Origin of the sequence: Streptomyces sp. NPDC089424, assembly GCF_044749345.1 — a bacterium.
Lineage (GTDB): Bacteria > Actinomycetota > Actinomycetes > Streptomycetales > Streptomycetaceae > Streptomyces.
The window spans coordinates 713,773-735,979 of the sequence record NZ_JBIVHU010000001.1; the positions used below are offsets into that span (position 1 = coordinate 713,773).

A 22,207-nucleotide genomic window follows, 5' to 3' on the forward strand; every position below is an offset into this window, starting at 1 on the left:
CGGGTCGCTCCTTTGGCGGGCGATCAGTAGCCTCTGCTCGAACACCGGATCGCCTACGCCTTGGAGAGATAGATGGAACGTCCCGCCTGGGCCCCACGGAGCATCGACATCTCGGTGCCCAGTGTCGCGCGGATCTACGACTACTACCTGGGCGGTTCGCACAACTTCGAGGTCGACCGGGAAGCGGCCCGCCGGGCCATGGAGTTCCTGCCGGGACTGCCGAAGATCATGCAGGCGAACCGGGCGTTCATGCGCCGCGCGGTGCGGCACGCGGCCGCCGAGGGCATCACCCAGTTCCTGGACATCGGCTCCGGCATCCCGACGTACGGAAACGTCCACGAGGTGGCACAGGAGGCCAGCCCCGGCGCGCGCGTGGTCTATGTCGACCACGACCCGGTCGCCGTCGCGCACAGCCAGGCCGTTCTCGAAGGCAACGACGACGCCGGCGTGGTGGCGGCGGACCTGCGCAAGCCCCACGACATCCTGTCCAGCCCGCAGGTGGAGCAACTGATCGACCTGAAGCGGCCGGTGGCGCTGCTGCTCGTTGCCATACTGCACTTCGTGGAGGACGCGGACGACCCGTACGGGGTGGTCGCTCAACTGGGCGACGCACTCGCGCCCGGCAGCATGCTGGTGCTCACGCATGCCTCGTACGAGGGAATCCCGCTGGCACCCGAGCGGGCGGGTGGCGCGGTGGACGTATACAAGGACCTTCGCAACCCGCTGATCATGCGCTCGCGCGAGGAGATCGCGCGGTTCTTCGAGGGGTACGACATGGTGGAACCGGGACTGGTGCCGATGCCTGTCTGGCGGCCCGAGACCGCGCCGGAGGACGAGGATCCCTATGCCTTCTCCGGGTTCGCGGGCGTGGGGCGTACGGCGTGAGCGCGGAGCCGGACGGGCCGGAGGACAGACTCCGCAGGTTCGCGACGATCTGGAGCCGGGCGGTCTACCCGGCCACCTCGACGTCGCTGACCCGGTCCGAGTTCGAGGAACAACTGCTGCCGCTGGCCCGGAGACTGAGCGCGGCCCTGCGCGCCCGGGCCTTCGACGCCGCCGAGGGCCGCGCGGTCGGCGCCGCCCTGGTCGGCACGCACTGCACCGACCCCGAGGCGCTCAGCCACGCCCTGGACTGCGTCGACGCCTATCTGGTGCTCTACTGCGGCGACGACGGTCCCCAGGAGGACCTGCGGGCCCGCTCCTCCCGTCTGCAGCACGCCATGGCCGCCGGGTTCGCCCAGGCGCTGCGTGAACGCACCCTCGCGGAGCAGGAGTCCATCGCGCAGGCCGCGCTGCGCGCCCAGGGCGTGGTCGCGCAGGCGCTGCACGCCAGCGAGGCCCGCTTCCGGGCGGTCTTCGAGGGTGCGGCCATAGGCATCAGCATCGCCGACCTCGACGGCAACGTCCTGGAGGTCAACGGCGCGATGCTGCGCATGTTCGGCGGCTCCGAACACACCCTTCGCGGGCGCAACGTCCGCGAGTGGACGCACGCCGACGACGCCCCGCAGGTCTGGCGGCTCTACGAGGAGCTGGTGCGCGGCGAACGCGAGCACTACCACGTGGAGAAGGCCTTCTACCGGCCCGACGGCACGGTCCTGTGGACCAACCTCACCGTCTCCCTGCTGCGCGACCCCGACGGCAACCCGCAGTACCAGCTCGCGCTGATGGAGGACACCACCGAGCGGCGGCTGCTGAACCTCCGGCTGCGCTACGAGGCCACCCACGACGCGCTGACCGGACTGCCCAACCGCACGCTCTTCTTCGAACGCCTGGAGAAGGTCCTCGGCGCGGGCGAGGGGCAGCGCTTCGGCCTGTGCTACCTCGACCTCGACGGCTTCAAGACCATCAACGACAGCCTCGGTCACGCGGCCGGCGACCGGCTGCTGGTCGAGGTTGCCGACCGGCTGCAGGCCTGCGCCACCGCGCCCGGCGAGATGGTCGCCCGGCTCGGCGGGGACGAGTTCGTGGCGCTCACCACCGGGCCCGAGACCCAGCGCGAGGTCGACGAACTCGCCGCCCGGATCATGAACGCCCTGGTCGCCCCGATCACCGTCGACGGCCGTCAGCTGACCGTGCGCGGCAGCATCGGCGTGGTCGAGGGCGCGGCGGGGGAGCGCAGCGCGGCCGAGGTGCTGCGCAGCGCCGACATCACCATGTACCGGGCCAAGTCGGCCGGCGGCAACCGCTTCGAGGTCGCCGACGCCGAGGCCGACGCCCGCGCGATCACCCGCAACGGCCTGACCACCGCGCTGCCGACGGCGCTGGAGCGCGGCGAGTTCTTCATCGAGTACCAGCCCCTCGTCCACCTCGGCGACGGCAGTGTGCGCGGCGCCGAGGCCCTGGTCCGCTGGCTGCATCCGCAGCACGGGGTGCTCGGCCCCGACCGGTTCATCCCGCTCGCCGAGCACACCGGGCTGATCGTCCCCCTCGGCCGCTGGGTCCTGGAGCAGTCCGTGCGCCAGGCCCGCGACTGGCGGGAGCGCTACGCCGGCACCCCGTCCGCGCCGCTGCGCATCAACGTCAACCTCTCGCCGTGCCAGCTCACCCACCCCGGCCTCGTCCAGGACACCGTGGAGATCCTGGAGGCGGCGGGTGTCGCGCCCGACGCCCTGTGCCTGGAGGTCACCGAGTCCGCCCTGATCGGCGCCGACGACGATCTGCTCAAGCCGCTGCGCCGGCTGGCCGAGATGGGCGTCGACATCGCCCTGGACGACTTCGGCACGGGCTACTCCAACCTCGCCAACCTGCGACGTCTCCCGGTGAGCATCCTCAAGCTGGACCGCTCCTTCACCCAGAGCATGCAGCAGTTCCCCGCCGATCCCGTCGACCTCAAGATCGTCGAAGGGATCGTCTCCCTCGCCCACAGCCTGGACCTCGCGGTCACGGTCGAGGGCGTGGAGACCGGCGCCCAGGCCGAGCAGCTGCGCATACTCGGCTGCGACACGGCCCAGGGCTGGTACTACGCGCGCCCCGGCCCCCCGGAACGCCTCCACGACCTGGCCCTGGCCGACGCCACCACCTGACCCGTCCCTCCCACGACGCCCGGTGCCAAGACGCCCTCAGGGGCGCGGGGAACTGCGCGACCAGCCCCCACGCCCCGCCCCCGGCGCCGCGGCACAACGGCGCTCACCGCTCGAGCAACATCCGCTGCAACTCCCGAGCCGCCCGAGGCGGAGCCACGTCACTGCGGTGCGCCAGCGCGATCGTCCGGTGCAGCCCCGGCCGCCCGAGCGGCGTCACCCGTAGACCCCGCCCCGACCGCGCGGCGACCATGCGCGGCACGACGGCCACCCCCAGCCCCGCCCGCACGAACCCCAGCACGGCGTCCATCTCCCCGCCCTCCACCGCGAAGTCCGGCTCGAACCCGGCGGAGCGGCACGCCGCGACGGTCAGCTCCCGCAGGTCGTACCCGTGCCGGAACATCACGAGCCGCTCGCCCTCCAGGTCGGCGATCTGCACCGTCCGCCGCCCCCCGCCCGGCGCGGACGCCTCCGGCGAGGACACCACCACCAGGTCCTCCCGCAACAGCTCCACCGTCGTCAGCGCCGGTGACGGCGTCGGCAGCGGCAGGACGACGAGGGCGAGATCCAGCGCACCGCGGGCGAGATGCCGTACGAGATCGTGCGAGCCGCTCTCCTCGATCAGCAGCTGGATCCCCGGATAGCGGTCGTGGAAGGCCCGCAGCACGTCCGGCAGCAGGCCCGTGCACACGCTCGGCGTGGCCCCCAGCCGCACCCGCCCGCGCCGCAGCTGCACCAGCTCCTGCACCTCGTACCGCGCCGTGTCCGCGTCGGCCAGGATCCGCCGGGCCAGCGGCAGCAGCGCCTCGCCCGCGTCGGTGAGCGTGATGTTGCCCCGCGCCCGCAGGAACAGGTCGGCACCCAGCTCCCGCTCCAGGGCCTTGATCTGCTGCGACAGCGACGGCTGGGCGACATGGACGAGATCCGCGGCCCGGGTGAAGTGCCGGGTCTCGGCCACCGCCACGAAGTACTGGAGCTGCTGGAACTGCATACCGCAAGCATAGGCCCGGACTATCGATTCAAGCCGGACCATGTCTTGGACTGATCACCCCCGTCACGCTTACGGTGCGTGACATGGCTCTGGCAACGCGGACGGACCGACGGCCGTCCATGGCGCGCACGATGTGGGACAGCTCCGTCGGCAAGAAGACCGTGATGGCGGTCAGCGGCTTGATCATGCTGCTGTACCTGGTCGTCCACATGATCGGCAACCTGAAGATCTTCTTCGGGCCCGAGGAGATCAACCACTACGCCCACTGGCTGCGCACGGTCGGCGAGCCGTTCATGCACTACGAGTGGACGCTGTGGCTGGTCCGGATCGTCCTCGTCGCCGCGGTCGTCGCCCACGCCGTCTCCGCGTACCAGCTGAGCCGTCGCGACATCAAGGCGCGTCCCAGCAAGTACGTGCACAAGAAGCCGCGCTCCTCCTACGCGACGCGCACGATGCGCTGGGGCGGGATCATCCTCGCCCTGTTCATCGTCTGGCACATCCTCGACCTGACCACCGGCACCGTGCACCCCGGCGGCTACGAGCACCTGCGCCCGTACCAGAACATCGTGGACACCTTCTCCACCTGGTACGGCAACGTGATCTACATCGTGGCGGTGCTCGCCGTCGGCCTGCACGTCCGGCACGGCTTCTGGAGCGCCGCACAGACCCTGGGCGTCGGCAGCCGCACGCGCGACCGCGCGCTGAAGGCGACCGCCGACGTCCTCGCCCTGCTCCTCACGGCCGGATTCCTGGCCGTGCCCGTGGGCGTCATGACCGGATTGGTGAGCTGACATGAGGTACACCGAGTACGTGACCGGTGAGCCGGTCGCCGACACCAAGGCCCCCAGTGGGCCGATCCACGAGCGCTGGGACACGCGTCGCTTCGAGGCCAAGCTGGTCAACCCCGCCAACCGGCGCAAGCACACCGTGATCGTCGTCGGCACCGGCCTCGCCGGTGGCTCTGCCGGTGCCACGCTCGCCGAACAGGGTTACCACGTCGTGCAGTTCTGCTACCAGGACTCCCCGCGCCGGGCCCACTCCATCGCCGCGCAGGGCGGCATCAACGCGGCGAAGAACTACCGCAACGACGGCGACTCCGTCCACCGGCTGTTCTACGACACCGTCAAGGGCGGCGACTTCCGGGCCCGTGAGTCCAACGTGCACCGGCTCGCGCAGATCTCCGTCGAGATCATCGACCAGTGCGTGGCGCAGGGCGTGCCCTTCGCGCGGGAGTACGGCGGTCTGCTCGACACCCGCTCCTTCGGCGGCGTCCAGGTCTCGCGGACCTTCTACGCCCGCGGTCAGACGGGTCAGCAGTTGCTGCTCGGCGCCTACCAGGCGCTCAGCCGGCAGATCGCGGCCGGGAACGTGGAGATGTATCCCCGTACCGAGATGCTCGACCTGATCGTCGTCGACGGGCGGGCGCGTGGGATCGTCGCCCGGGATCTGATCACCGGGAAGATCGACACGTACTTCGCGGACGCGGTGGTCCTCGCCAGCGGCGGCTACGGAAACGTCTTCTACCTGTCGACCAACGCGATGAACTCCAACGCCACCGCCGTCTGGCGGGCGCACCGGCGTGGCGCGTACTTCGCCAACCCTTGTTTCACCCAGATCCACCCCACCTGCATTCCGCGTACCGGTGACCATCAGTCGAAGCTGACCCTCATGAGCGAGTCGCTGCGCAACGACGGCCGCATCTGGGTGCCGAAGGCCAAGGGCGACGAGCGGCCCGCGCACCGGATCCCCGAGGACGAGCGCGACTACTACCTGGAGCGGATCTACCCCTCCTTCGGCAACCTCGTCCCCCGCGACATCGCCTCGCGCGCCGCGAAGAACGTCTGCGACGAGGGGCGCGGTGTCGGGCCCGGCGGCCAGGGCGTCTACCTGGACTTCGCGGACGCGATCAAGCGGATGGGCCGCGAGGCGGTCGAGGCCAAGTACGGCAACCTCTTCGACATGTACCAGCGGATCACCGACGAGGACCCGTACGAGGTCCCGATGCGGATCTACCCCGCGGTGCACTACACGATGGGCGGCCTGTGGGTCGACTACGACCTCCAGACGACCGTACCGGGACTCTTCGCCATCGGTGAGGCGAACTTCTCCGACCACGGCGCGAACCGGCTCGGCGCCTCGGCGCTGATGCAGGGCCTGGCCGACGGCTACTTCGTGCTGCCGGCGACCATCAACGACTACCTGGCGCGCAACCCGCACCAGGACCCGGTCACCGACGAACACCCCGCGGTCCAGGAGGTGCTGGCCGAGACCCAGGACCGCATCAACCTGCTGCTGGCCGTCGACGGCGACCGCACGCCGGACTCCTTCCACCGCGAGGTGGGCGAGCTGATGTGGGAGTTCTGCGGCATGGCCCGCACCGAGACCGGACTGCGCAAGGCCCTGGAGCGGATCCCGCAGATCCGGGAGGAGTTCTGGCGCCGCATCAAGGTGCCGGGAACCGGCGAGGAGTTCAACCAGTCGCTGGAGAAGGCCAACCGGATCGTCGACTACCTCGAGCTCGCCGAGCTGATGTGCCTCGACGCGCTGCACCGCTCCGAGTCCTGCGGCGGCCACTTCCGCGAGGAGTCCCAGACCCCCGACGGAGAGGCGGCCCGCCGGGACGACGAGTTCACCTACGCGGCCGCCTGGGAGTTCACCGAGACCGGCGAGTCGCCCGTCCTGCACAAGGAAGACCTGGTCTTCGAGTACGTCCACCCCACCCAGCGGAGCTACGCATGAAGCTCACCCTGCGCGTCTGGCGCCAGCGCAACGCCGACACCGACGGCGCCATGTCCACGTACGAGGTGGACGGCGTCTCGCCCGACATGTCGTTCCTGGAGATGCTCGACACGCTCAACGAGGACCTCATCCTCAAGGGCGAGGACCCGGTCGCCTTCGACCACGACTGCCGCGAGGGCATCTGCGGCGCCTGCTCGCTCGTCATCAACGGCGACGCGCACGGCCCCGAGCGCACCACCACGTGCCAGTTGCACATGCGGTCCTTCCGGGACGGCGACACGATCGACATCGAGCCGTGGCGGGCCGCCGCCTTCCCGGTGATCAAGGATCTGGTCGTCGACCGGACCGCGTTCGACCGGATCATCCAGGCCGGCGGCTACGTCACCGCGCCGACCGGTTCCGCTCCCGAGGCGCACGCCACGCCCGTGCCGAAGCCGGACGCGGACTTCGCCTTCGAGCACGCGGAGTGCATCGGCTGCGGCGCCTGCGTGGCGGCGTGCCCGAACGGCGCTGCGATGCTGTTCACCTCCGCCAAGATCAATCACCTCAACGTGCTGCCGCAGGGCGCGCCGGAGCGCGAGACACGGGTGCTGGACATGGTCGCGCAGATGGACGAGGAGGGCTTCGGCGGCTGCACCCTCACCGGCGAGTGCGCCACGGCCTGCCCGAAGGGCATCCCGCTGATGTCCATCACCGGCATGAACAAGGAGTGGCTGCGCGCCACCCGCAAGGCGGCCAGGAAGTAGTGCCGCGCAGGTAGGAGAGACGTTCGCCGACCAGGTGCGGACGGGCGGGACCGGGAGTGGTGCTCATCCCCGGTCCCGTCTCGCTTTTGGCCCACCCCGGGCATTCAACATCCGCACATCCCCGCTCCGGGCGCAGGTAACGCGCACGCCAACCGGCATCGGAAGAACTGTGGCGGCAGGCCGAACGACCCGGCCCGCCCGCTGCCGTCGTCGAACCGGCCCGTGACCAGGAGTGTGCCATGACCGGCGTTTCCACCCTCGACCGTCCCCCGCAGCCAGCGGCACCCACCCGCTACACCGTCACCCTCGCCCGCGACGAGGACGACGTGCGTGCGGCGCAGAAGCTGCGGCACGACGTCTTCGCCGGCGAGATGGGCGCGATGCTGTCCTCCCCGCAGCCGGGCCTCGACGTGGACTCCTTCGACGCGTACTGCGACCACCTGCTGGTCCGCGACACGCTCACCGACCAGGTCGTCGGCACCTACCGGCTGCTGCCGCCCGAGCGCGCCGCGGTGGCCGGCCGGCTCTACTCCGAGGGCGAGTTCGACCTGAGCCGTCTCGACCCGATCCGCCCGGGCCTCGTCGAGGTCGGCCGCTCCTGTGTGCACCCCGACCACCGCGACGGCACGGTCATCGGCCTGATCTGGGCGGGGATAGCGCGCTACATGGTCGACCGGGGCCACGAGTGGCTGGCCGGCTGCTGCTCCATCCCGCTGGCAGACGGCGGCGCCGTCGCCGCCGCCACCTGGGACCGGGTCCAGGCCAAGAACCTCGCCCCCGAGGAGTACCAAGTACGGCCGCTGCTGCCGTGGTCCGCGGACGGCGTCGTCCGGCCCGCCGGGCGCACCGAGCTCCCGCCGCTGCTGCGCGGCTATGTGCGCCTGGGCGCCTGGGTGTGCGGCGAGCCCGCGCACGACGCCGACTTCGGCGTCGCCGACATGTACGTGCTGCTGTCGATGCGCCGGGTCAACCCGCGCTATCTGAAGCACTTCCTCTCGCTCGTCCCGGCCTGATGAGCGTCTGGCTGCCCAGCGCGCCCTGCACCCCCAGGGCGTGCGTGGAGCCCGCGGGGCGGGGCAGGGTCGCGCTGTGGGGGGTGCTGCGGTTCACCGCGGTGCTGGTGCTGCTGCTCGGCGGGATCACGCTGCTGCCGCTCGGCAGGCGCGTTCCCGCCCGCTGGGTGCGCCGGTGGGCCCGGACCATCGCGTGGGCGGCGGGCGTGCGGGTGCGCATCACCGGCTCCGCCGCGCCCACCGGTGGTCTGCTGCTGGTCGCCAACCACATCTCCTGGCTGGACATCCCGCTGCTCGCGTCGGTCCGCCCGGCCCGCATGATCGCCAAGACCGAGATACGGCAGTGGCCGGTGGCCGGCCCGCTGGCCGCGAGCGCCGGCGTCGTGTTCATCGAGCGCGACCGCCTGCGCACCCTTCCGGCCACGGTCGCGCACATCGCCGAGCTGCTGCGGTCCGGGGCCGCGGTCGGCGTCTTCCCCGAGGGCAGCACCTGGTGCGGCCGGGCCCAGGGCACCTTCCGCAGGGCCGTCTTCCAGGCGGCCCTGGACGCCGGGGTCCCCGTGCAGCCCGTCCGGATCCACTACCGCCTCGCCGACGGCCACGCCAGCACGGCTCCGGCCTTCGTCGGCGAGGACTCCCTGCTGTCCTCCCTGTGGCGGGTCATGACGGCACGCGGCCTGATCGCCGAGGTGGACGTCCAGGAACCGATCCTCCCGGGCAGTCTTCCCGACCGCCGGGCCCTGGCCCGTGCCGCCCAGCCCGCGACGACCCCGGAACCGGGCCGGACCCACGCGGTGCCGGCGTCCTAGAGCCCGGCCGGCCGAGGTCTTCCGGCCACCGTGGGGCGTCCACCGGCGGCCGGAGGAGCACTACCGTCCCCTGGCCAGCACGCGCGCCAGATAGGGCGCGGTCGCGCTTCGGCGCACCGCCGCCACCTCGCTGGGCGGTCCGGCCGCCACGACGCGGCCGCCCGCCTCGCCGCCGCCGGGCCCGAGGTCGACGACCCAGTCCGCGCCCGCGGCCACGGACATGTCGTGCTCGACGACGATCACGGTGTGCCCGGCGTCCACGAGACCGTGCAACTGACGCATCAGGACCTCGACGTCGGCGGGGTGCAGACCCGTCGTGGGCTCGTCGAGGAGATAGAGGGTGTGGCCACGGCGGCCGCGCTGCAACTCGCCGGCCAGCTTGATGCGCTGGGCCTCCCCGCCGGACAGCTCCGTCGCCGGCTGACCGAGACGCAGATAGCCGAGGCCCACGTCGAGCAGGGTGCCGAGGCTGCGCGACACCCCCGGGTGGTCCGCGAAGAACTCCGCGGCGGCCTCGACGGTCAGGTCCAGCACCTGCGCGATGGAGCGGCCCCGGTAGGTCACCTGGAGCGTCTCGGGGTTGTAGCGGGCCCCGCCGCAGTCGGGGCACGGCGTGTACGTGCTGGGCAGGAACAGCAGCTCCACACCGACGAACCCCTCGCCCTGGCAGGTCTCGCAGCGTCCACCCGCCACGTTGAAGGAGAACCGCCCCACGCCGTACCCGCGTTCGCGTGCCGCCTCCGTCGCCGCGAAGACCTTGCGGACGGCGTCGAACAGGCCGGTGTACGTCGCCAGGTTGGAGCGCGGCGTGCGGCCGATCGGCCGCTGGTCCACGGAGACCAGGCGCCCCACGCCCGTCGGCTCCTGCGTGATCTCGCCGATCAGCGTGGACTTTCCCGACCCCGACACCCCTGTGACCGCCGTGAACACCCCCAGCGGGAACGCGGCCGTCACCCCGTGCAGGTTGTGCCGCGTGACCGGCCCGACCGTCAACCAGCCCCGGGGTGAGCGCACTTCACGTTCCGGTGCCGGTGAGTCGTCGAAGAGGAAGCGGGCCGTCGCCGAGTCCGCGACCGCCGCGAGACCGGCGACCGGCCCGCTGTACAGCACCTGGCCGCCGTGCTCCCCGGCGAGCGGACCGACGTCCACGATCCAGTCGGCGTCCCGCACCACATCGAGGTGGTGCTCCACCACGAAAACCGAGTTGCCGGCCGACTTCAGCCGCCCCAGCACCGTGAGCAGCGCCTCCGTGTCCGCCGGGTGCAACCCCGCCGACGGCTCGTCCAGGACGTACACCACCCCGAACAGACCCGAGCGCAGCTGGGTCGCGAGGCGCAGCCGCTGCAGTTCGCCCGCGGAAAGGGTGGGGGTGGCACGGTCGAGACTGAGGTAGCCGAGGCCGAGCTCGGCGACCGGGGCGATCCGGGACCTGAGGTCGTCGGTGAGGATCCGGGCCGTCTCACCGGTGGGGACGAGGGCGTCGGCCAGCCGGGACAGCGGCAGCGCGGCCAGCTGCGCGATCGTACGGCCCCCGAACGTCACCGCCAGCGCCTCGGGCCGCAGTCGGCTGCCCCCGCAGGCCGGGCACGGCGCGCCGGTCAGGAACCGCTCCGCCCGGGCGCGCAGCGCCGGGCTCCTGGAGTCGGCGAAGGTCTTCATCACATGGCGCCGGGCGCTCATGTACGTGCCCTGGTACGGGCGCTGGATGCGGTCCGCGTCGCGTACCGGGTGGACGGTGACCACCGGCTGCTCGTCCGTGAACAGGATCCACTCCCGCTCACCGGCGGGCAGTTCGCGCCACGGCCGGTCCACGTCGTACCCGAGCGCGTCGAGGATGTCGCGCAGGTTCTTGCCCTGCCAGGCACCCGGCCACGCCGCGATCGCCCCCTCGCGGATCGACAGCGCCGGGTCGGGGACCAGCAACTCCTCCGTCGTGCGGTGCACTTCGCCGAGGCCCTGGCACCGCGGGCACGCCCCGGCCGCGGTGTTGGGCGAGAAGGCGTCCGAGTCGAGCCGCTCGGCGCCCGGCGGATGGTCGCCGGCCCGGGAGAAGAGCATCCGCAGCGAGTTGGAGAGGTTCGTGACCGTGCCGACCGAGGAGCGCGACGTCGGGGCCGAGCGGCGCTGCTCCAGCGAGATCGCCGGCGGCAGCCCGGTGATCTCACCGACCTTCGGCGCGCCCACCTGGTGGATCAGCCGGCGCGCGTACGGCGCGACCGACTCGAAGTAGCGGCGCTGGGCCTCCGCGTACAGGGTGCCGAACGCCAGCGACGACTTCCCGGAGCCTGACACGCCGGTGAACACGGCGACCACGTCGCGCGGTACGTCGACGTCGACGCCCTTGAGGTTGTGCTCCCGGGCGCCGCGCACCCGGACGTAGGGATCGTGGGGGTCGGACATGGGGACGCGCTCCGGCCTTCGGTTCCGGCGAGGGACAAACCCCACAATTCTATGCGACGCGGCCCGGTGGCACCCGGTGACCGGCGCGGGTGCGGAGCTCAGGGCTCTGTGCGAGCTTGGAGAACAGGATGCCCGTCGACACCCGCGTGGAAGGTCCGTGACCATGTCCAGTCCCGGTTTCGGTTTCGGACGCAGCCCCTTCGAGGAGTTCGACGAGCTCATGTCCCGGTTCTTCGGCGACGCGGCACCGGCCTCGTCCCCCCGCCGGATGCAGCGTGTCGACATCGGCAGCCTGCTCTCGGAACGGGCCCGTGAGCTGGTAGCCGAGGCCCGGGACATCGCGGCCCGGGAGGGCAGCGAGGAACTCGACGCCCGGCACCTGCTCGCCGCGGCCACCGAGCACGACTCCACCCGGCGGCTGCTCTCCGAGGCCGGTGCCGACCCCGACCGGCTCCGCGAGCGGCTCGGCGGCGCCACCGAGGGGGCCGAGAAGACCGAGCCCGGCACGCTCACCCCGGCCGCCAAGCGGGCGCTGCTCGACGCGTACCGGATATCCCGCGCCGAGGGCTCCTCGTACATCGGCCCCGAGCACCTGCTGCGCGCCCTGGCGGCCAACCCGGAGTCGAGCGCGGGCGAGGCGCTCGCCGCGGGCGGCTGGGAGGGCGCGAAGTTGCCCAGTGAGGGGACGGGGGAGCGCAGGCAGCCCAGCAACACGCCGACCGTCGACGAGTACGGCCGTGACCTCACCGAGGACGCCCGCGCGGGCAGGCTGGACCCGGTGATCGGCCGGGACGAGGAGGTCGAGCAGACCATCGAGGTGCTCTCCCGGCGCAGCAAGAACAACCCCGTCCTCATCGGGGACCCCGGCGTCGGCAAGACCGCCGTCGTCGAGGGCATCGCCCAGCGCATCGCCGCCGACGACGTGCCGAAGACGCTGGCGGGCAAGCGGCTGGTCTCGCTGGACCTGGCCGGGATGGTGGCCGGCACCAAGTACCGCGGTGAGTTCGAGGAGCGGCTGAAGAAGCTGCTCGACGAGGTCGGCGAGCACGCCGACGAACTGGTGCTCTTCCTCGACGAGATGCACACCGTGGTCGGCGCCGGTGGCGGCGGCGAGGGCGCCCTGGACGCGGGCAACATGCTCAAGCCCGCGCTGGCCCGCGGCGAGCTGCACCTCATCGGCGCCACCACCGTCGACGAGTACCGCAAGCACATCGAGAAGGACGCCGCCCTGGAGCGCCGCTTCGCGCCCATCCTGGTCGGCGAGCCGTCGGTGGACGACACCGTGGAGATCCTGCGCGGCCTGCGCGACCGCTACGAGGCCCACCACCAGGTCCGGATCACCGACGAGGCGCTCGTGGCGGCCGCGGAACTGTCCGACAGGTACATCACCTCCCGCTTCCTTCCCGACAAGGCGATCGACCTGATGGACCAGGCCGCCGCCCGGGTCCGGCTGCGGGCCCGGACGCCGCTCGCGGACACCCGCGAGATCGAGGACCGGATCGCCGCCCTGAACCGGGAGAAGGACCAGGCCGTCGCCGACGAGGAGTACGAGCGCGCCAAGGAACTGCGCGACCGGGTCACGGAGGCCGAGGAGCGGCTCGCCGAGGCCGGCAAGGCCGAGGCGCGCACGCCCGAGGTCACCGCCGACGACATCGCCGAGGTCGTCTCCCGCACCACCGGCATCCCCGTCGCCGAGCTCACCGAGGAGGAGCGCGAGCGGCTGATGAAGCTGGAGGAGCACCTCCACGAGCGGGTCGTCGGCCAGGACGAGGCGATCACCGCGGTGGCGCGCGCCGTGCGGCGGGCCCGGGCCGGCATGAGCGACCCGAACCGTCCCGTCGGCAGCTTCCTCTTCCTCGGCCCGACCGGCGTCGGCAAGACCGAGCTGGCCCGCGCCCTGGCCGCCGCGCTGTTCGGCGACGAGAACCGGATGATCCGCCTCGACATGAGCGAGTTCCAGGAGCGGCACACCGTCTCCCGGCTGATCGGCGCCCCGCCCGGATACGTCGGCCACGACGAGGCCGGTCAGCTGACCGAGGCGGTGCGCAGGCAGCCGTACGCCGTGCTGCTGCTGGACGAGGTGGAGAAGGCGCACCCCGACGTGTTCAACACGCTGTTGCAGCTGCTGGACGACGGCCGGCTGACCGACGCCCAGGGCCGCACGGTCGACTTCAAGAACACGGTCGTGATCATGACGTCGAACATCGGCGCCGACCGGATCCTCGCCGCCGGCGTGGAGGACTACGCGACGGTGCGCGCGTCGGTGATGGACGTGCTCAACCAGCACTTCCGGCCCGAGTTCCTCAACCGCATCGACGAGATCATCGTCTTCCGCGGTCTGGAACGCACCCAGCTGCGCGAGATCGTGGAGCTGCTGCTGGAGCACACCCGGCGCCGCCTGCGCGCCCAGGACGTCTCCCTTGAGGTCACCGGGGCCGCCGAGGACCTGCTGGCCGAGATCGGTCACCAACCGGAGTTCGGTGCCCGTCCGCTGCGCCGCACCATCCAGCGCGAGGTCGACGACCGCCTCGCCGACCTGCTGCTGTCCGGAGAGCTGAAGCCGGGCGACCGTGCCCGGGTGGACGCCGTCGACGGGGCGGTGGAGGTACGGGCCGAGCAGCCGGCCGAGCTATGAGCCGACGATCGCGGCCAGCCTGCGGTAGGAGTCGACGAGCGCCTCGCGGTCGTACGTGCTGGTGGTGACGAGCACCTCGTCGGCGCCCGTCTCCTTCAGCACCGACTCCAGTTCGTGGGCGACCTGTTCCTCGGTGCCCGCGATCTGTCCGGCCAGACCGGAGTCGTAGAACCCGCGCTCCCTGTCCGACATGCGCAGCCCCTCGACGCGCTCGGCGGGCGGCAGCGGCGGGAAGGTGCCGTGCGTGCGGGAGTGCGCCATCGACCAGGCCTCGGGGAGCAGCAGCCGCCGGGCGTCCTCGGGGGTCGCCGCCACCGCGACCGTGCCCGAGACGACGACGTAGGGCTCCCGCGCCCACGGCGACGGGACAAAATGCCCGCGGTAGTGGTCGATGCCGCGTCGCATCCGCTCCCGGTCGCGCAGGTCGCCGATGACCATCGGCAGGCCCGCGCGGGCCGCGATCGTGGCTCCCTCGCCCATGGCGAGCACGAAGGGCGGCACGCTCAGGCCCTCCGGGGGACGGGCGTGGACCCGCGTCGGGGAGGTGCCGCGGAACCAGCCGAGCAGTTCCTCCAGCTGGGCGGCGAAGTCCTCGGCGTCGCCCTTGTCCCGGCCGAGCGCCTTGCGCACGCCGTCCGTGAACCCCACCGAGCGCCCGAGCCCCATGTCGATCCGGCCCGGGAAGAGCGACTCCAGCACGCCGAACTGCTCGGCGACGACCAGGGGCTGGTGGTTGGGCAGCATCACCCCGCCGGTGCCCACCCGGATCGTCCGGGTCGCGCCTGCCACGGCGGCCGCCAGTACGGTCGGCGCGGAGCCGGCGACGCCGGGCACACCGTGGTGCTCCGACACCCAGAAGCGGTGGTAGCCGAGTTCCTCCACCTCCCGCGCCAGCCGGACGGTGTCCCGCAGCGCCTCGGGAGCCGTGTGCCCCTCGCGGGTGCGTGAACGGTCCAGCACGGAGAAACGGGTCGAGGCGGTCAGCGAGGTCACACACCGTTCAACGCCTGACGGGGACCGGCATTCCCGCCCGCTGTCTAGGGTGGGCGTGTGACAGCTCGTGACCAGCGGCCGATCGCCGTGTTCGACCTCGACAACACCCTCGCCGACACCGCCCATCGGCAGCACTTCCTGGAGGGCAGGCCGCGGGACTGGGAGGGCTTCTTCGGCGCCGCGCCCGCGGACCCGCCGCTCGCCGAGGGCGTCGCGATGGCGCGGGCGAGCGCCGAGGAGTGCGAGGTCGTGTATCTCACCGGGCGGCCCGAGCGGTGCCGGCAGGACACGCTCGACTGGCTCGCCGCCCAGGAACTGCCCGAGGGGCGGGTCCACATGCGGCGCGACGCCGACCGCAGGCCCGCCCGGCACACCAAACTGGAGACTCTGCGCAGGCTCGCCCGGAACCGGGAGATCCGGATGCTCGTGGACGACGACGAACTCGTGTGCGAGGCCGCGGAACGCGCCGGTTTCACCGTCGTACGGGCACGCTGGGCCACCCCGTCGGAGGAACTCGAGGTGGCGCAGGAGCGCGAGGGGCGGACCTGACCGGTCCAGGTCCCGGCCGGCGCCTCAGCCGGTGTCTCAGTCGGTCTCTCAGTCCGTCTCTCAGTCGGTCTCCTCCAGGCGGAAGCCGACCTTCATGCTCACCTGCCAGTGCGCGATCTCGCCGTTCTCCAGCTGACCCCGCACTTCCGTCACCTCGAACCAGTCGAGATTGCGCAGGGTCTGCGAGGCACGCTCGATGCCGTTGCGGACGGCCTGTTCCATGCCCTCGGGCGAGGTGCCGACGAGGTCCGTGACCCGGTAGGTGTGATTCGACATGCGGTTGCTCCTCTCCGCGCGGTGACGAAGGCGTCAGATGTCTCCCGCGTCACTCCACCGTGCCCCAAGCGGCAGCGGAGCGCGAGGCGTCGGCCGCCTTTCCCGAATCGCTTGACCTTCGCATTGGTCCATACCAAACTCCAGACACCCGTACGAGTCCACCACTCGTCCCCCCACGCCGGGCCCTTTTGCCCTGTCCTCCAGACAGAACAGGACCGCCGTGAAGCTTCGACTCCTTGCCCTCGCCTGCGTCTGCGCGTCCCTCCTCGGCGGCTGCGGACTCGTGCCGTCGAGCGGGGCCGAACGGCGCACGGTGACCGTCTGGCTGATGAAGGGCAGCGCCTCGGCGCAGTTCCTGGAGCGGTTCACCGAGGAGTTCGAGCGCACCCACGAGGACCTCGACCTCGACATCCGCATCCAGGAGTGGACCGGCATCGGCGAGAAGGTGCAGGCGGCGCTGGAGGCCGAGTCCCCGGAGGGGCCCGACGTCATCGAGGTCGGCAACACCCAGGTCCCGCAGTACGTCGACGGCGGGGGACTGCTCGATCTGACACTGGAGTCGTTGCGGGACTGGGGCATGCGCGACTGGCTGCCCGGCCTCGCCGAACCGGGCCGGCAGCGCTCCACCCAGTACGGCATCCCCTGGTACGCGGCCAACCGTGTCGTCATCTACCGCAAGGACCTCTTCGAGCAGGCCGGGATCGCCGGCCCGCCCAAGACGCGCGAGGAATGGCTCACCGTCACCGAGAAGCTCGACACCGGCGACGACCAGGGGATCTACCTGGCCGGACAGGACTGGTACACGCTCTCCGGATTCATCTGGGACGAGGGCGGCGACCTCGCCACGGAGAACGGTGGCGTCTGGACCGGCACCCTGGACACGCCGGCCGCCCGGCGCGGCATGGACTTCTACCGCCGGCTCCAGGCACTCGGTGACGGCCCGGTCGACGCCGACGAGGAACACCCGCCGCAGGCCGAGGAGTTCGCCAAGGGCCGGATCGCCCAGATCGTGGCCGTCCCGGGCCAGGCCCGCGCGATCGTCCAGCAGAACCCCGGACTCGACGGCGAACTCGGCTTCTTCCCCGTCCCCGGCACGTCCCCCGGCAAGCCCGGCGCGGTCTTCACCGGCGGCTCCGACCTCGTCGTGCCGAAGCGCACCGACCAGCGCGACGGCGCCGTCACCGTCGTCGAGGAACTCACCGGCGCCAAGTGGAACACCGAACTGGCCCGCGCCATGAACTACGTGCCCAACAAGACGACGCTCGCCGCGGCCGTCGCCGGCGAGGAGGGGGTCGCCGCCATGGCGGCGGGTGCCGCGCAGGGGCGGGCGACCCCCAGTACGCCCGAATGGGCCGCCGTCGAGGCGGACAACCCGATCAAGGAGTACATGACCAGGGTGCTCACCGGGGCCGACCCGGGCGCGGAGGCCCGCCGCGCCTCACGGCGGATCACCGAGGCGCTGGCGGTCCCCCTCGGCTGATCAGCCGGCGGTGCTCAGCGACAGCGCGAACCGGCCCTCGCCGTCCGTCCACCAGTGGGACAACTCCAGTCCCGCGGTGGCCAGTTCGGTGCGCACCCGCTCCTTGCGGAACTTCGCCGACACCTCGGTGCGCAGGTCCTCGCCCGCCGCGAAGTCGACGGCGAGGTCGAGGGAGGGGATCTTCACGGTCTGCGCGGTCAGGGAGCGCAACCGCATCTCGATCCACTCGTTCCCGGCGTCCCACCGGGCCACGTGGGCGAAGGCGCCGGGATCGAAGTCGGCGCCCAGCTCACGGTTGACGACCGACAGGACGTTCTTGTTGAACGCGGCCGTCACGCCCGCCGCGTCGTCGTACGCCCGGACCAGCACCTCCTCGTCCTTGACCAGGTCGGTGCCGAGCAGCAGTGCGTCGCCGGGGGAGAGCAGGGCGCGGATCGAGGCGAGGAACGCCGCGCGCTCGTCCGGCAGGAGATTGCCGATCGTGCCGCCGAGGAACGCCACCAGCCGCGGACCCGGCGTGTCCGGCAACTTCAGCGCCACCGTGAAGTCGGCGATCAGCGCGTGCACGTCCAGGCCGGGCCGCTCCGCGACGAGCGCCTGACCGGCCTGCGTGAGGGCGCTCTCGCTGACGTCGACCGGGACGTAGGTGCGCAGCCCGGTCAGCGCGTCGAGCAGGTGCCGGGTCTTCTCCGAGGAGCCGGAACCCAGCTCCACCAGGGTGCGCGCCCCGCTCGCCGCGGCGATCTCGGGGGCCCGGTCGAGCAGGATCTCCCGCTCGGCCCGGGTCGGGTAGTACTCCGGCAGTTCGGTGATCCGCTCGAAGAGCTCGCTGCCCCGGGCGTCGTAGAACCACTTCGGCGGCAGGGTCTTGGGCGAACTCGTCAGGCCCTTGAGGACGTCGGCGCGCAGCGCGGCCTCCGTGGCGTCCTCGGGCAGGGTGCGGGTGAGAAGGAACGGACTCACGTGCGGGGCTCCTTCGAGGGTGGGGCCGCCGAGGCGTCGCTCGGCTCCTTGAGCGGGGTGAGCTGTACGTCGGTGCCGCTCGCCACCAGCAGGGTGTGGTCGGGCACCTCGTGCCAGTGGGGATCGTCGTCGTACGGTTCCGAGGCCACGACGGTGCCGCCGCCCGGCGGGCGGAGGTACCACAGTGAGTCGCCCCAGGTGGTGGCGGCGACGGACGCGCCGTCGGTCAGCAGCAGGTTCAGCCGGGACCCCGGGGCCGCCGCCGCGACCTCGGGGACCGTGTCGGCCAGCGCCCGCCCGGGGTCGTCGCCGGCGCGCAGCCGGGCGAGCACGAGCGCCCAGACGAGCGCGGAGTCGTTTCTGGCCTCCAGGGACAGCAGGTCCACGGGGGGCAGACTCCGGGCGAGCTCGGCGAGCGAGTGGGGCCAGCCCTGGACCGCGCCGTTGTGGCTGAACAGCCAGGACCCCGCCGCGAACGGGGCCGCCGCGGCCTCCGCGTCGGCGCCCGCCAGGGTCGCGTCCCGCACGGCGGCGAGCAGCGTCCGGGTGCGCACGACCCGCGCCAGGTCGGCGAAGGACAGATCGGCCCAGATGGGCCCGGCCCGCCGGTAGCGGGCCGGCAGCGGATCGCCCGGCGCGTACCAGCCCACCCCGAAACCGTCGGCGTTGACGGTCCCGTACCGCTGCCGCCGGGGCGCCCAGGACTGCCGGTACAGGCCCGACGGGGGCTCCACCAGCAGCGTGCCGAGAGACACCTCCGGCCCGGTGTAGGCGAGATGACGGCACATCAGACGTCCCCGTCGCGGGCCGTGCGGAAGCCGGCGAAGATCTGCCGCCGGATCGGATAGTCCCAGTTGCGGAAGGTGCCCCGGCAGGCCACCTGGTCCACGGCGAAGGACCCGCCGCGCAGCACCTTGTGCTCCGGCCCGAAGAAGACCTCCGAGTACTCCTTGTACGGGAACGGCTGGAAGCCCGGGTACGGCTGGAAGTCGCTGGCCGTCCACTCCCACACGTCACCGATCAACTGCCGTACGCCGAGCGGTGACTCACCCTTCGGGTAGCTCCCGGCCGGTGCCGGGCGCAGATGGCGCTGGCCGAGGTTGGCGTGCTCGGGCGTCGGGTCGGCGTCGCCCCACGGGTAGCGCGTCGAGCGGCCGGTGGCCGGGTCGAAGCGGGCGGCCTTCTCCCATTCGGTCTCGGTGGGCAGCCTGCGTCCGGCCCAGCGGGCGAAGGCGTCCGCCTCGTACCAGCACACGTGCAGCACCGGCTCCTCGGGCGGCACCACCTCGGTGACGCCGAAGCGGCGCCGTAGCCACTGCCCGCCGTCCCGGTGCCAGAACAACGGCGCCTTCAGGGCGGTGCGGCGCACGTGCGCCCAGCCGTCCGCGGTCCACCAGCGGTCGTCCTCGTAGCCGCCGTCCTCGATGAACGCCAGGTAGGCGCCGTTGGTCACCGGGGTGGTGTCGATCCAGAAGGACGCCACCTCGCGACGGTGCGCCGGCCGCTCGTTGTCCAGCGACCAGGGTTCGGTGGAGGTGCCCATCGTGAACGGGCCGCCCGGCACCAGGACTTCGGCGGGGCCGGTGAACAGCGGCACGGGCTCCGGGTCGGGGGCGTGCAGTGCCTGCGGCCCCTTGCGGAGCTGGTGGGTGATCAGCATGGTCTCGTCGTGCTGCTGTTCGTGCTGCGCGATCATGCCGAAGGCGAAGCCCGCCTCCGTGAGCCGGGTGCCGTGGAACGCGGTGCCGGCCAGCACGTCCAGGGCCCGGCCGCGCACCTCGGCCGCGTACCGGCGGGCCTCGCCGGGTGCCAGCAGCGGCAGGGTGGGCCGCTCCGCGCGCGGGTGCTCGAAGGCGTCGTACAGGCTGTCTATCTCGGGTCGTATCGCCTCCTGGCCCGCGACCGCGCGCAGCAGCCAGAGCTCCTCCTGGTTGCCGATGTGCGCGAGGTCCCACACCAGCGGGGACATCAGCGGCGAGTGCTGGGCGGTCAGGTCGGGTTCCTCGACACAGCTGGTGAGCAGGGTGGTGCGGTCCCGCGCGGCCAGGAGCGAGTCCAGGGCACGCTCCCGGAAGGCCTCGCTGTCGATCTCGCTGTCCTTCTCGGTGTCGATGGCGGGGTCGGTCATGTGCGCGGGTCCTTCCCATGCGGGCGGCGGCCGTCGCCGCGCCGCCCTTCGAGCAGATCGTCGGCGGGGCAGCGGCCCCGCAGGACATAGCGGTCCCGGTAGGCGGCGACGGCGTCCGTCACCTCGGTGGACGCGCCGAGCCGCGGCAGCGCCCGCAGCGCCGCCGCGAAGCAGGCGACGGCCACCTCGTGCAACTCCGGGTCGGCGAGCCCGTGGCGGGCCGCGTCGAGCCACAGCGGGTTGTGCGGCGCGGGCAAGGCCCCGGTGCGTTCGGTCAGCGGCTTGACCGTGCGGTACGCGTCCTCCGCGGCCTCCGGGTCGTCGAACAGGGCCGTCGTCACCGCGAGCGGCACGATCCACCCGTCCTCACCGGGCTGCGCGTCCATCATGCGCAGTTCGAGATGGCCGCGCGGCCGGACCGGCGGGAACAGCGTCGTGAGGTGATAGCCGAGATCGTCCCAGGTCGGCGGTCTGGGCGCCCCCGATCTGGTCCAGTCCCGGAAGGTCAGGCCGTCCGGCACGTGCCAGGGGCCGGTGTCCTGCCGCACGCACATCACCTGGGAGTCCAGCACATGCCGGGCCCAGGCGCGGCGCGGATCGGCGTCCAGCACGGGCGCGCCCGCCCGGCCCGCGCCGATCTGGACCCAGCGCAGTTGCCGGGTGGACTGCCAGCCGGTGGGTTCGTCGCCGGCCAGCGGGGAGTTGGCGAACGCCGCCAGCAGGACCGCGCCGAGATGGTGCGCCAGCCACCAGCGCCGCACATGGCCGAGCGGGCCGGGCTCCTCGTGCCCGGCGTCCAGGCACACCTGGACCGAGGCGGAGGTGCACATCATGGCGCGACCGGCCGGGCCGGTGCGGTCGAGGAAGGTCTCCATCGCCTCGTAGCGAGGCTCCCGCAGGAATCGGCGGGGGGAGTGCCACGGGTCGTGGCCGATGCCGAGGAGGCCGAGACCGCGCTCGCGCAGTGCCGCGCGGACGGCGTCCAGATCGGCGGAGACGGTGTCCACGCACTCCATCAGGGAGGCGGCGGGCGGAGAACTCAGCTCCAGCTGGCCGCCGGGTTCGACGGTCAGCGCCGACTTCAAGGGGACGGAGCGCAGTGCGGCGTAGGCCGCTTCGAGTCGTTCGGGTGTGACGGGGAGCTGCGGACCGCGCAGCTCGTGGACGAGCCATTCCACTTCGACGCCGACGGTGCGCGGCGGTCCGGTCTTGAAGCAGATGCCCCGGACGAGGGCCTCCACCTCGGGTTCGGTGACGGCTGTACGCGGTTCCGTACAGCCGCTGACTGAGTCGGACATGTCGGGATCCTCCTGAGATTCCACCATGCCGCCGGTCCGCCAAACGGCAAGTCGGACCGACAGACCCGTCCCACCCAAGCCCCTTGTCCCGCTTCGCACAAGGGTGCACTTCCGGACGTCCCGGACCGGATGCCCGCTCGTCGGGGCCGGGGGAAACTCTGTTGCAC

The 22,207-nt window shown here is 72.1% G+C and carries 18 protein-coding genes; 10 read left to right on the forward strand and 8 right to left on the reverse strand.

Annotated features, from left to right (window positions below; all coding sequences use genetic code 11):
- Positions 1 to 72: 72 nt before the first annotated feature.
- Positions 73 to 885, forward strand: coding sequence for an SAM-dependent methyltransferase (locus tag ACIP2X_RS03040; protein ID WP_401666699.1), 813 nt, complete (start codon positions 73 to 75; stop codon positions 883 to 885).
- Positions 882 to 3,023: a putative bifunctional diguanylate cyclase/phosphodiesterase gene (locus tag ACIP2X_RS03045; RefSeq protein ID WP_401666702.1), complete on the forward strand. Its 2,142-nt coding sequence runs from the start codon at positions 882 to 884 to the stop codon at positions 3,021 to 3,023. The genes ACIP2X_RS03040 and ACIP2X_RS03045 overlap by 4 nt, the downstream gene beginning before the upstream one ends.
- A 103-nt stretch (positions 3,024 to 3,126) precedes the next feature.
- On the opposite strand, the gene ACIP2X_RS03050 is transcribed toward ACIP2X_RS03045, so the two are convergent.
- Entirely contained in the window at positions 3,127 to 4,011 is an 885-nt protein-coding gene (locus ACIP2X_RS03050; protein ID WP_401666705.1) for a LysR family transcriptional regulator, read from the reverse strand.
- A 119-nt stretch (positions 4,012 to 4,130) separates the two neighbouring features.
- On the opposite strand from ACIP2X_RS03050, the gene ACIP2X_RS03055 reads away from it, so the two are divergent.
- The 5 genes from ACIP2X_RS03055 (at position 4,131) to ACIP2X_RS03075 (ending at position 9,318) form a co-directional block, all read left to right on the forward strand.
- Positions 4,131 to 4,802 (forward strand): succinate dehydrogenase, encoded by a 672-nt coding sequence (locus ACIP2X_RS03055; protein WP_401668816.1) that lies wholly within the window; start codon positions 4,131 to 4,133, stop codon positions 4,800 to 4,802.
- A 1-nt stretch (position 4,803) separates the two neighbouring features.
- On the forward strand, positions 4,804 to 6,750 hold the full coding sequence (locus ACIP2X_RS03060) for a fumarate reductase/succinate dehydrogenase flavoprotein subunit (protein WP_401666707.1): 1,947 nt from the start codon (positions 4,804 to 4,806) through the stop codon (positions 6,748 to 6,750).
- Complete coding sequence (locus tag ACIP2X_RS03065; protein ID WP_401666709.1) at positions 6,747 to 7,496, forward strand: succinate dehydrogenase/fumarate reductase iron-sulfur subunit; 750 nt, start codon at positions 6,747 to 6,749, stop codon at positions 7,494 to 7,496. The genes ACIP2X_RS03060 and ACIP2X_RS03065 overlap by 4 nt, the downstream gene beginning before the upstream one ends.
- 239 nt (positions 7,497 to 7,735) lie before the next feature.
- A complete protein-coding gene (locus tag ACIP2X_RS03070; protein ID WP_401666712.1) occupies positions 7,736 to 8,509 on the forward strand; it encodes a GNAT family N-acetyltransferase in 774 nt (257 codons plus the stop codon).
- Positions 8,509 to 9,318, forward strand: coding sequence for a lysophospholipid acyltransferase family protein (locus ACIP2X_RS03075; RefSeq protein ID WP_401666714.1), 810 nt, complete (start codon positions 8,509 to 8,511; stop codon positions 9,316 to 9,318). The genes ACIP2X_RS03070 and ACIP2X_RS03075 overlap by 1 nt, the downstream gene beginning before the upstream one ends.
- 60 nt (positions 9,319 to 9,378) lie before the next feature.
- On the opposite strand, the gene ACIP2X_RS03080 is transcribed toward ACIP2X_RS03075, so the two are convergent.
- Complete coding sequence (locus tag ACIP2X_RS03080) at positions 9,379 to 11,718, reverse strand: ATP-binding cassette domain-containing protein (protein WP_401666718.1); 2,340 nt, start codon at positions 11,716 to 11,718, stop codon at positions 9,379 to 9,381.
- Between the two features lie 163 nt (positions 11,719 to 11,881).
- On the opposite strand from ACIP2X_RS03080, the gene ACIP2X_RS03085 reads away from it, so the two are divergent.
- The gene (locus ACIP2X_RS03085) at positions 11,882 to 14,353 is read left to right on the forward strand and encodes an ATP-dependent Clp protease ATP-binding subunit (protein ID WP_401666720.1); all 2,472 of its coding nucleotides are present in this window, start codon (positions 11,882 to 11,884) and stop codon (positions 14,351 to 14,353) included.
- On the opposite strand, the gene ACIP2X_RS03090 is transcribed toward ACIP2X_RS03085, so the two are convergent.
- The gene (locus ACIP2X_RS03090) at positions 14,348 to 15,346 is read right to left on the reverse strand and encodes an LLM class flavin-dependent oxidoreductase (protein ID WP_401666722.1); all 999 of its coding nucleotides are present in this window, start codon (positions 15,344 to 15,346) and stop codon (positions 14,348 to 14,350) included. The two genes, ACIP2X_RS03085 and ACIP2X_RS03090, sit on opposite strands and share 6 nt — an antisense overlap.
- A 57-nt stretch (positions 15,347 to 15,403) precedes the next feature.
- Here ACIP2X_RS03090 and ACIP2X_RS03095 point away from each other — a divergent pair, with 57 nt between their 5' ends.
- The gene (locus tag ACIP2X_RS03095; protein ID WP_401666725.1) at positions 15,404 to 15,895 is read left to right on the forward strand and encodes a hypothetical protein; all 492 of its coding nucleotides are present in this window, start codon (positions 15,404 to 15,406) and stop codon (positions 15,893 to 15,895) included.
- Positions 15,896 to 15,955: 60 nt separating this feature from the next.
- On the opposite strand, the gene ACIP2X_RS03100 is transcribed toward ACIP2X_RS03095, so the two are convergent.
- Positions 15,956 to 16,171 (reverse strand): dodecin, encoded by a 216-nt coding sequence (locus ACIP2X_RS03100; protein ID WP_401666727.1) that lies wholly within the window; start codon positions 16,169 to 16,171, stop codon positions 15,956 to 15,958.
- A gap of 220 nt (positions 16,172 to 16,391) precedes the next feature.
- Here ACIP2X_RS03100 and ACIP2X_RS03105 point away from each other — a divergent pair, with 220 nt between their 5' ends.
- Entirely contained in the window at positions 16,392 to 17,651 is a 1,260-nt protein-coding gene (locus ACIP2X_RS03105) for an extracellular solute-binding protein (RefSeq protein ID WP_401666729.1), read from the forward strand.
- Here ACIP2X_RS03105 and egtD read toward each other — a convergent pair whose 3' ends face one another.
- The 4 genes from egtD to egtA are packed head-to-tail and all read right to left on the reverse strand — an operon-like array spanning position 17,652 to position 22,040.
- Positions 17,652 to 18,614 carry an L-histidine N(alpha)-methyltransferase gene (egtD, locus tag ACIP2X_RS03110; protein ID WP_401666732.1) on the reverse strand — a complete coding sequence of 321 codons (963 nt, stop codon included), beginning with the start codon at positions 18,612 to 18,614 and terminating at the stop codon, positions 17,652 to 17,654.
- Positions 18,611 to 19,402, reverse strand: a complete 792-nt coding sequence (gene egtC / locus ACIP2X_RS03115; protein WP_401666735.1) for an ergothioneine biosynthesis protein EgtC — start codon at positions 19,400 to 19,402, stop codon at positions 18,611 to 18,613. The genes egtD and egtC overlap by 4 nt, the downstream gene beginning before the upstream one ends.
- Complete coding sequence (gene egtB, locus ACIP2X_RS03120) at positions 19,402 to 20,742, reverse strand: ergothioneine biosynthesis protein EgtB (protein ID WP_401666737.1); 1,341 nt, start codon at positions 20,740 to 20,742, stop codon at positions 19,402 to 19,404. Before egtB ends, egtC begins: the two co-directional genes overlap by 1 nt.
- Positions 20,739 to 22,040, reverse strand: a complete 1,302-nt coding sequence (gene egtA, locus ACIP2X_RS03125; protein ID WP_401666740.1) for an ergothioneine biosynthesis glutamate--cysteine ligase EgtA — start codon at positions 22,038 to 22,040, stop codon at positions 20,739 to 20,741. The genes egtB and egtA overlap by 4 nt, the downstream gene beginning before the upstream one ends.
- Positions 22,041 to 22,207 lie beyond the last annotated feature (167 nt).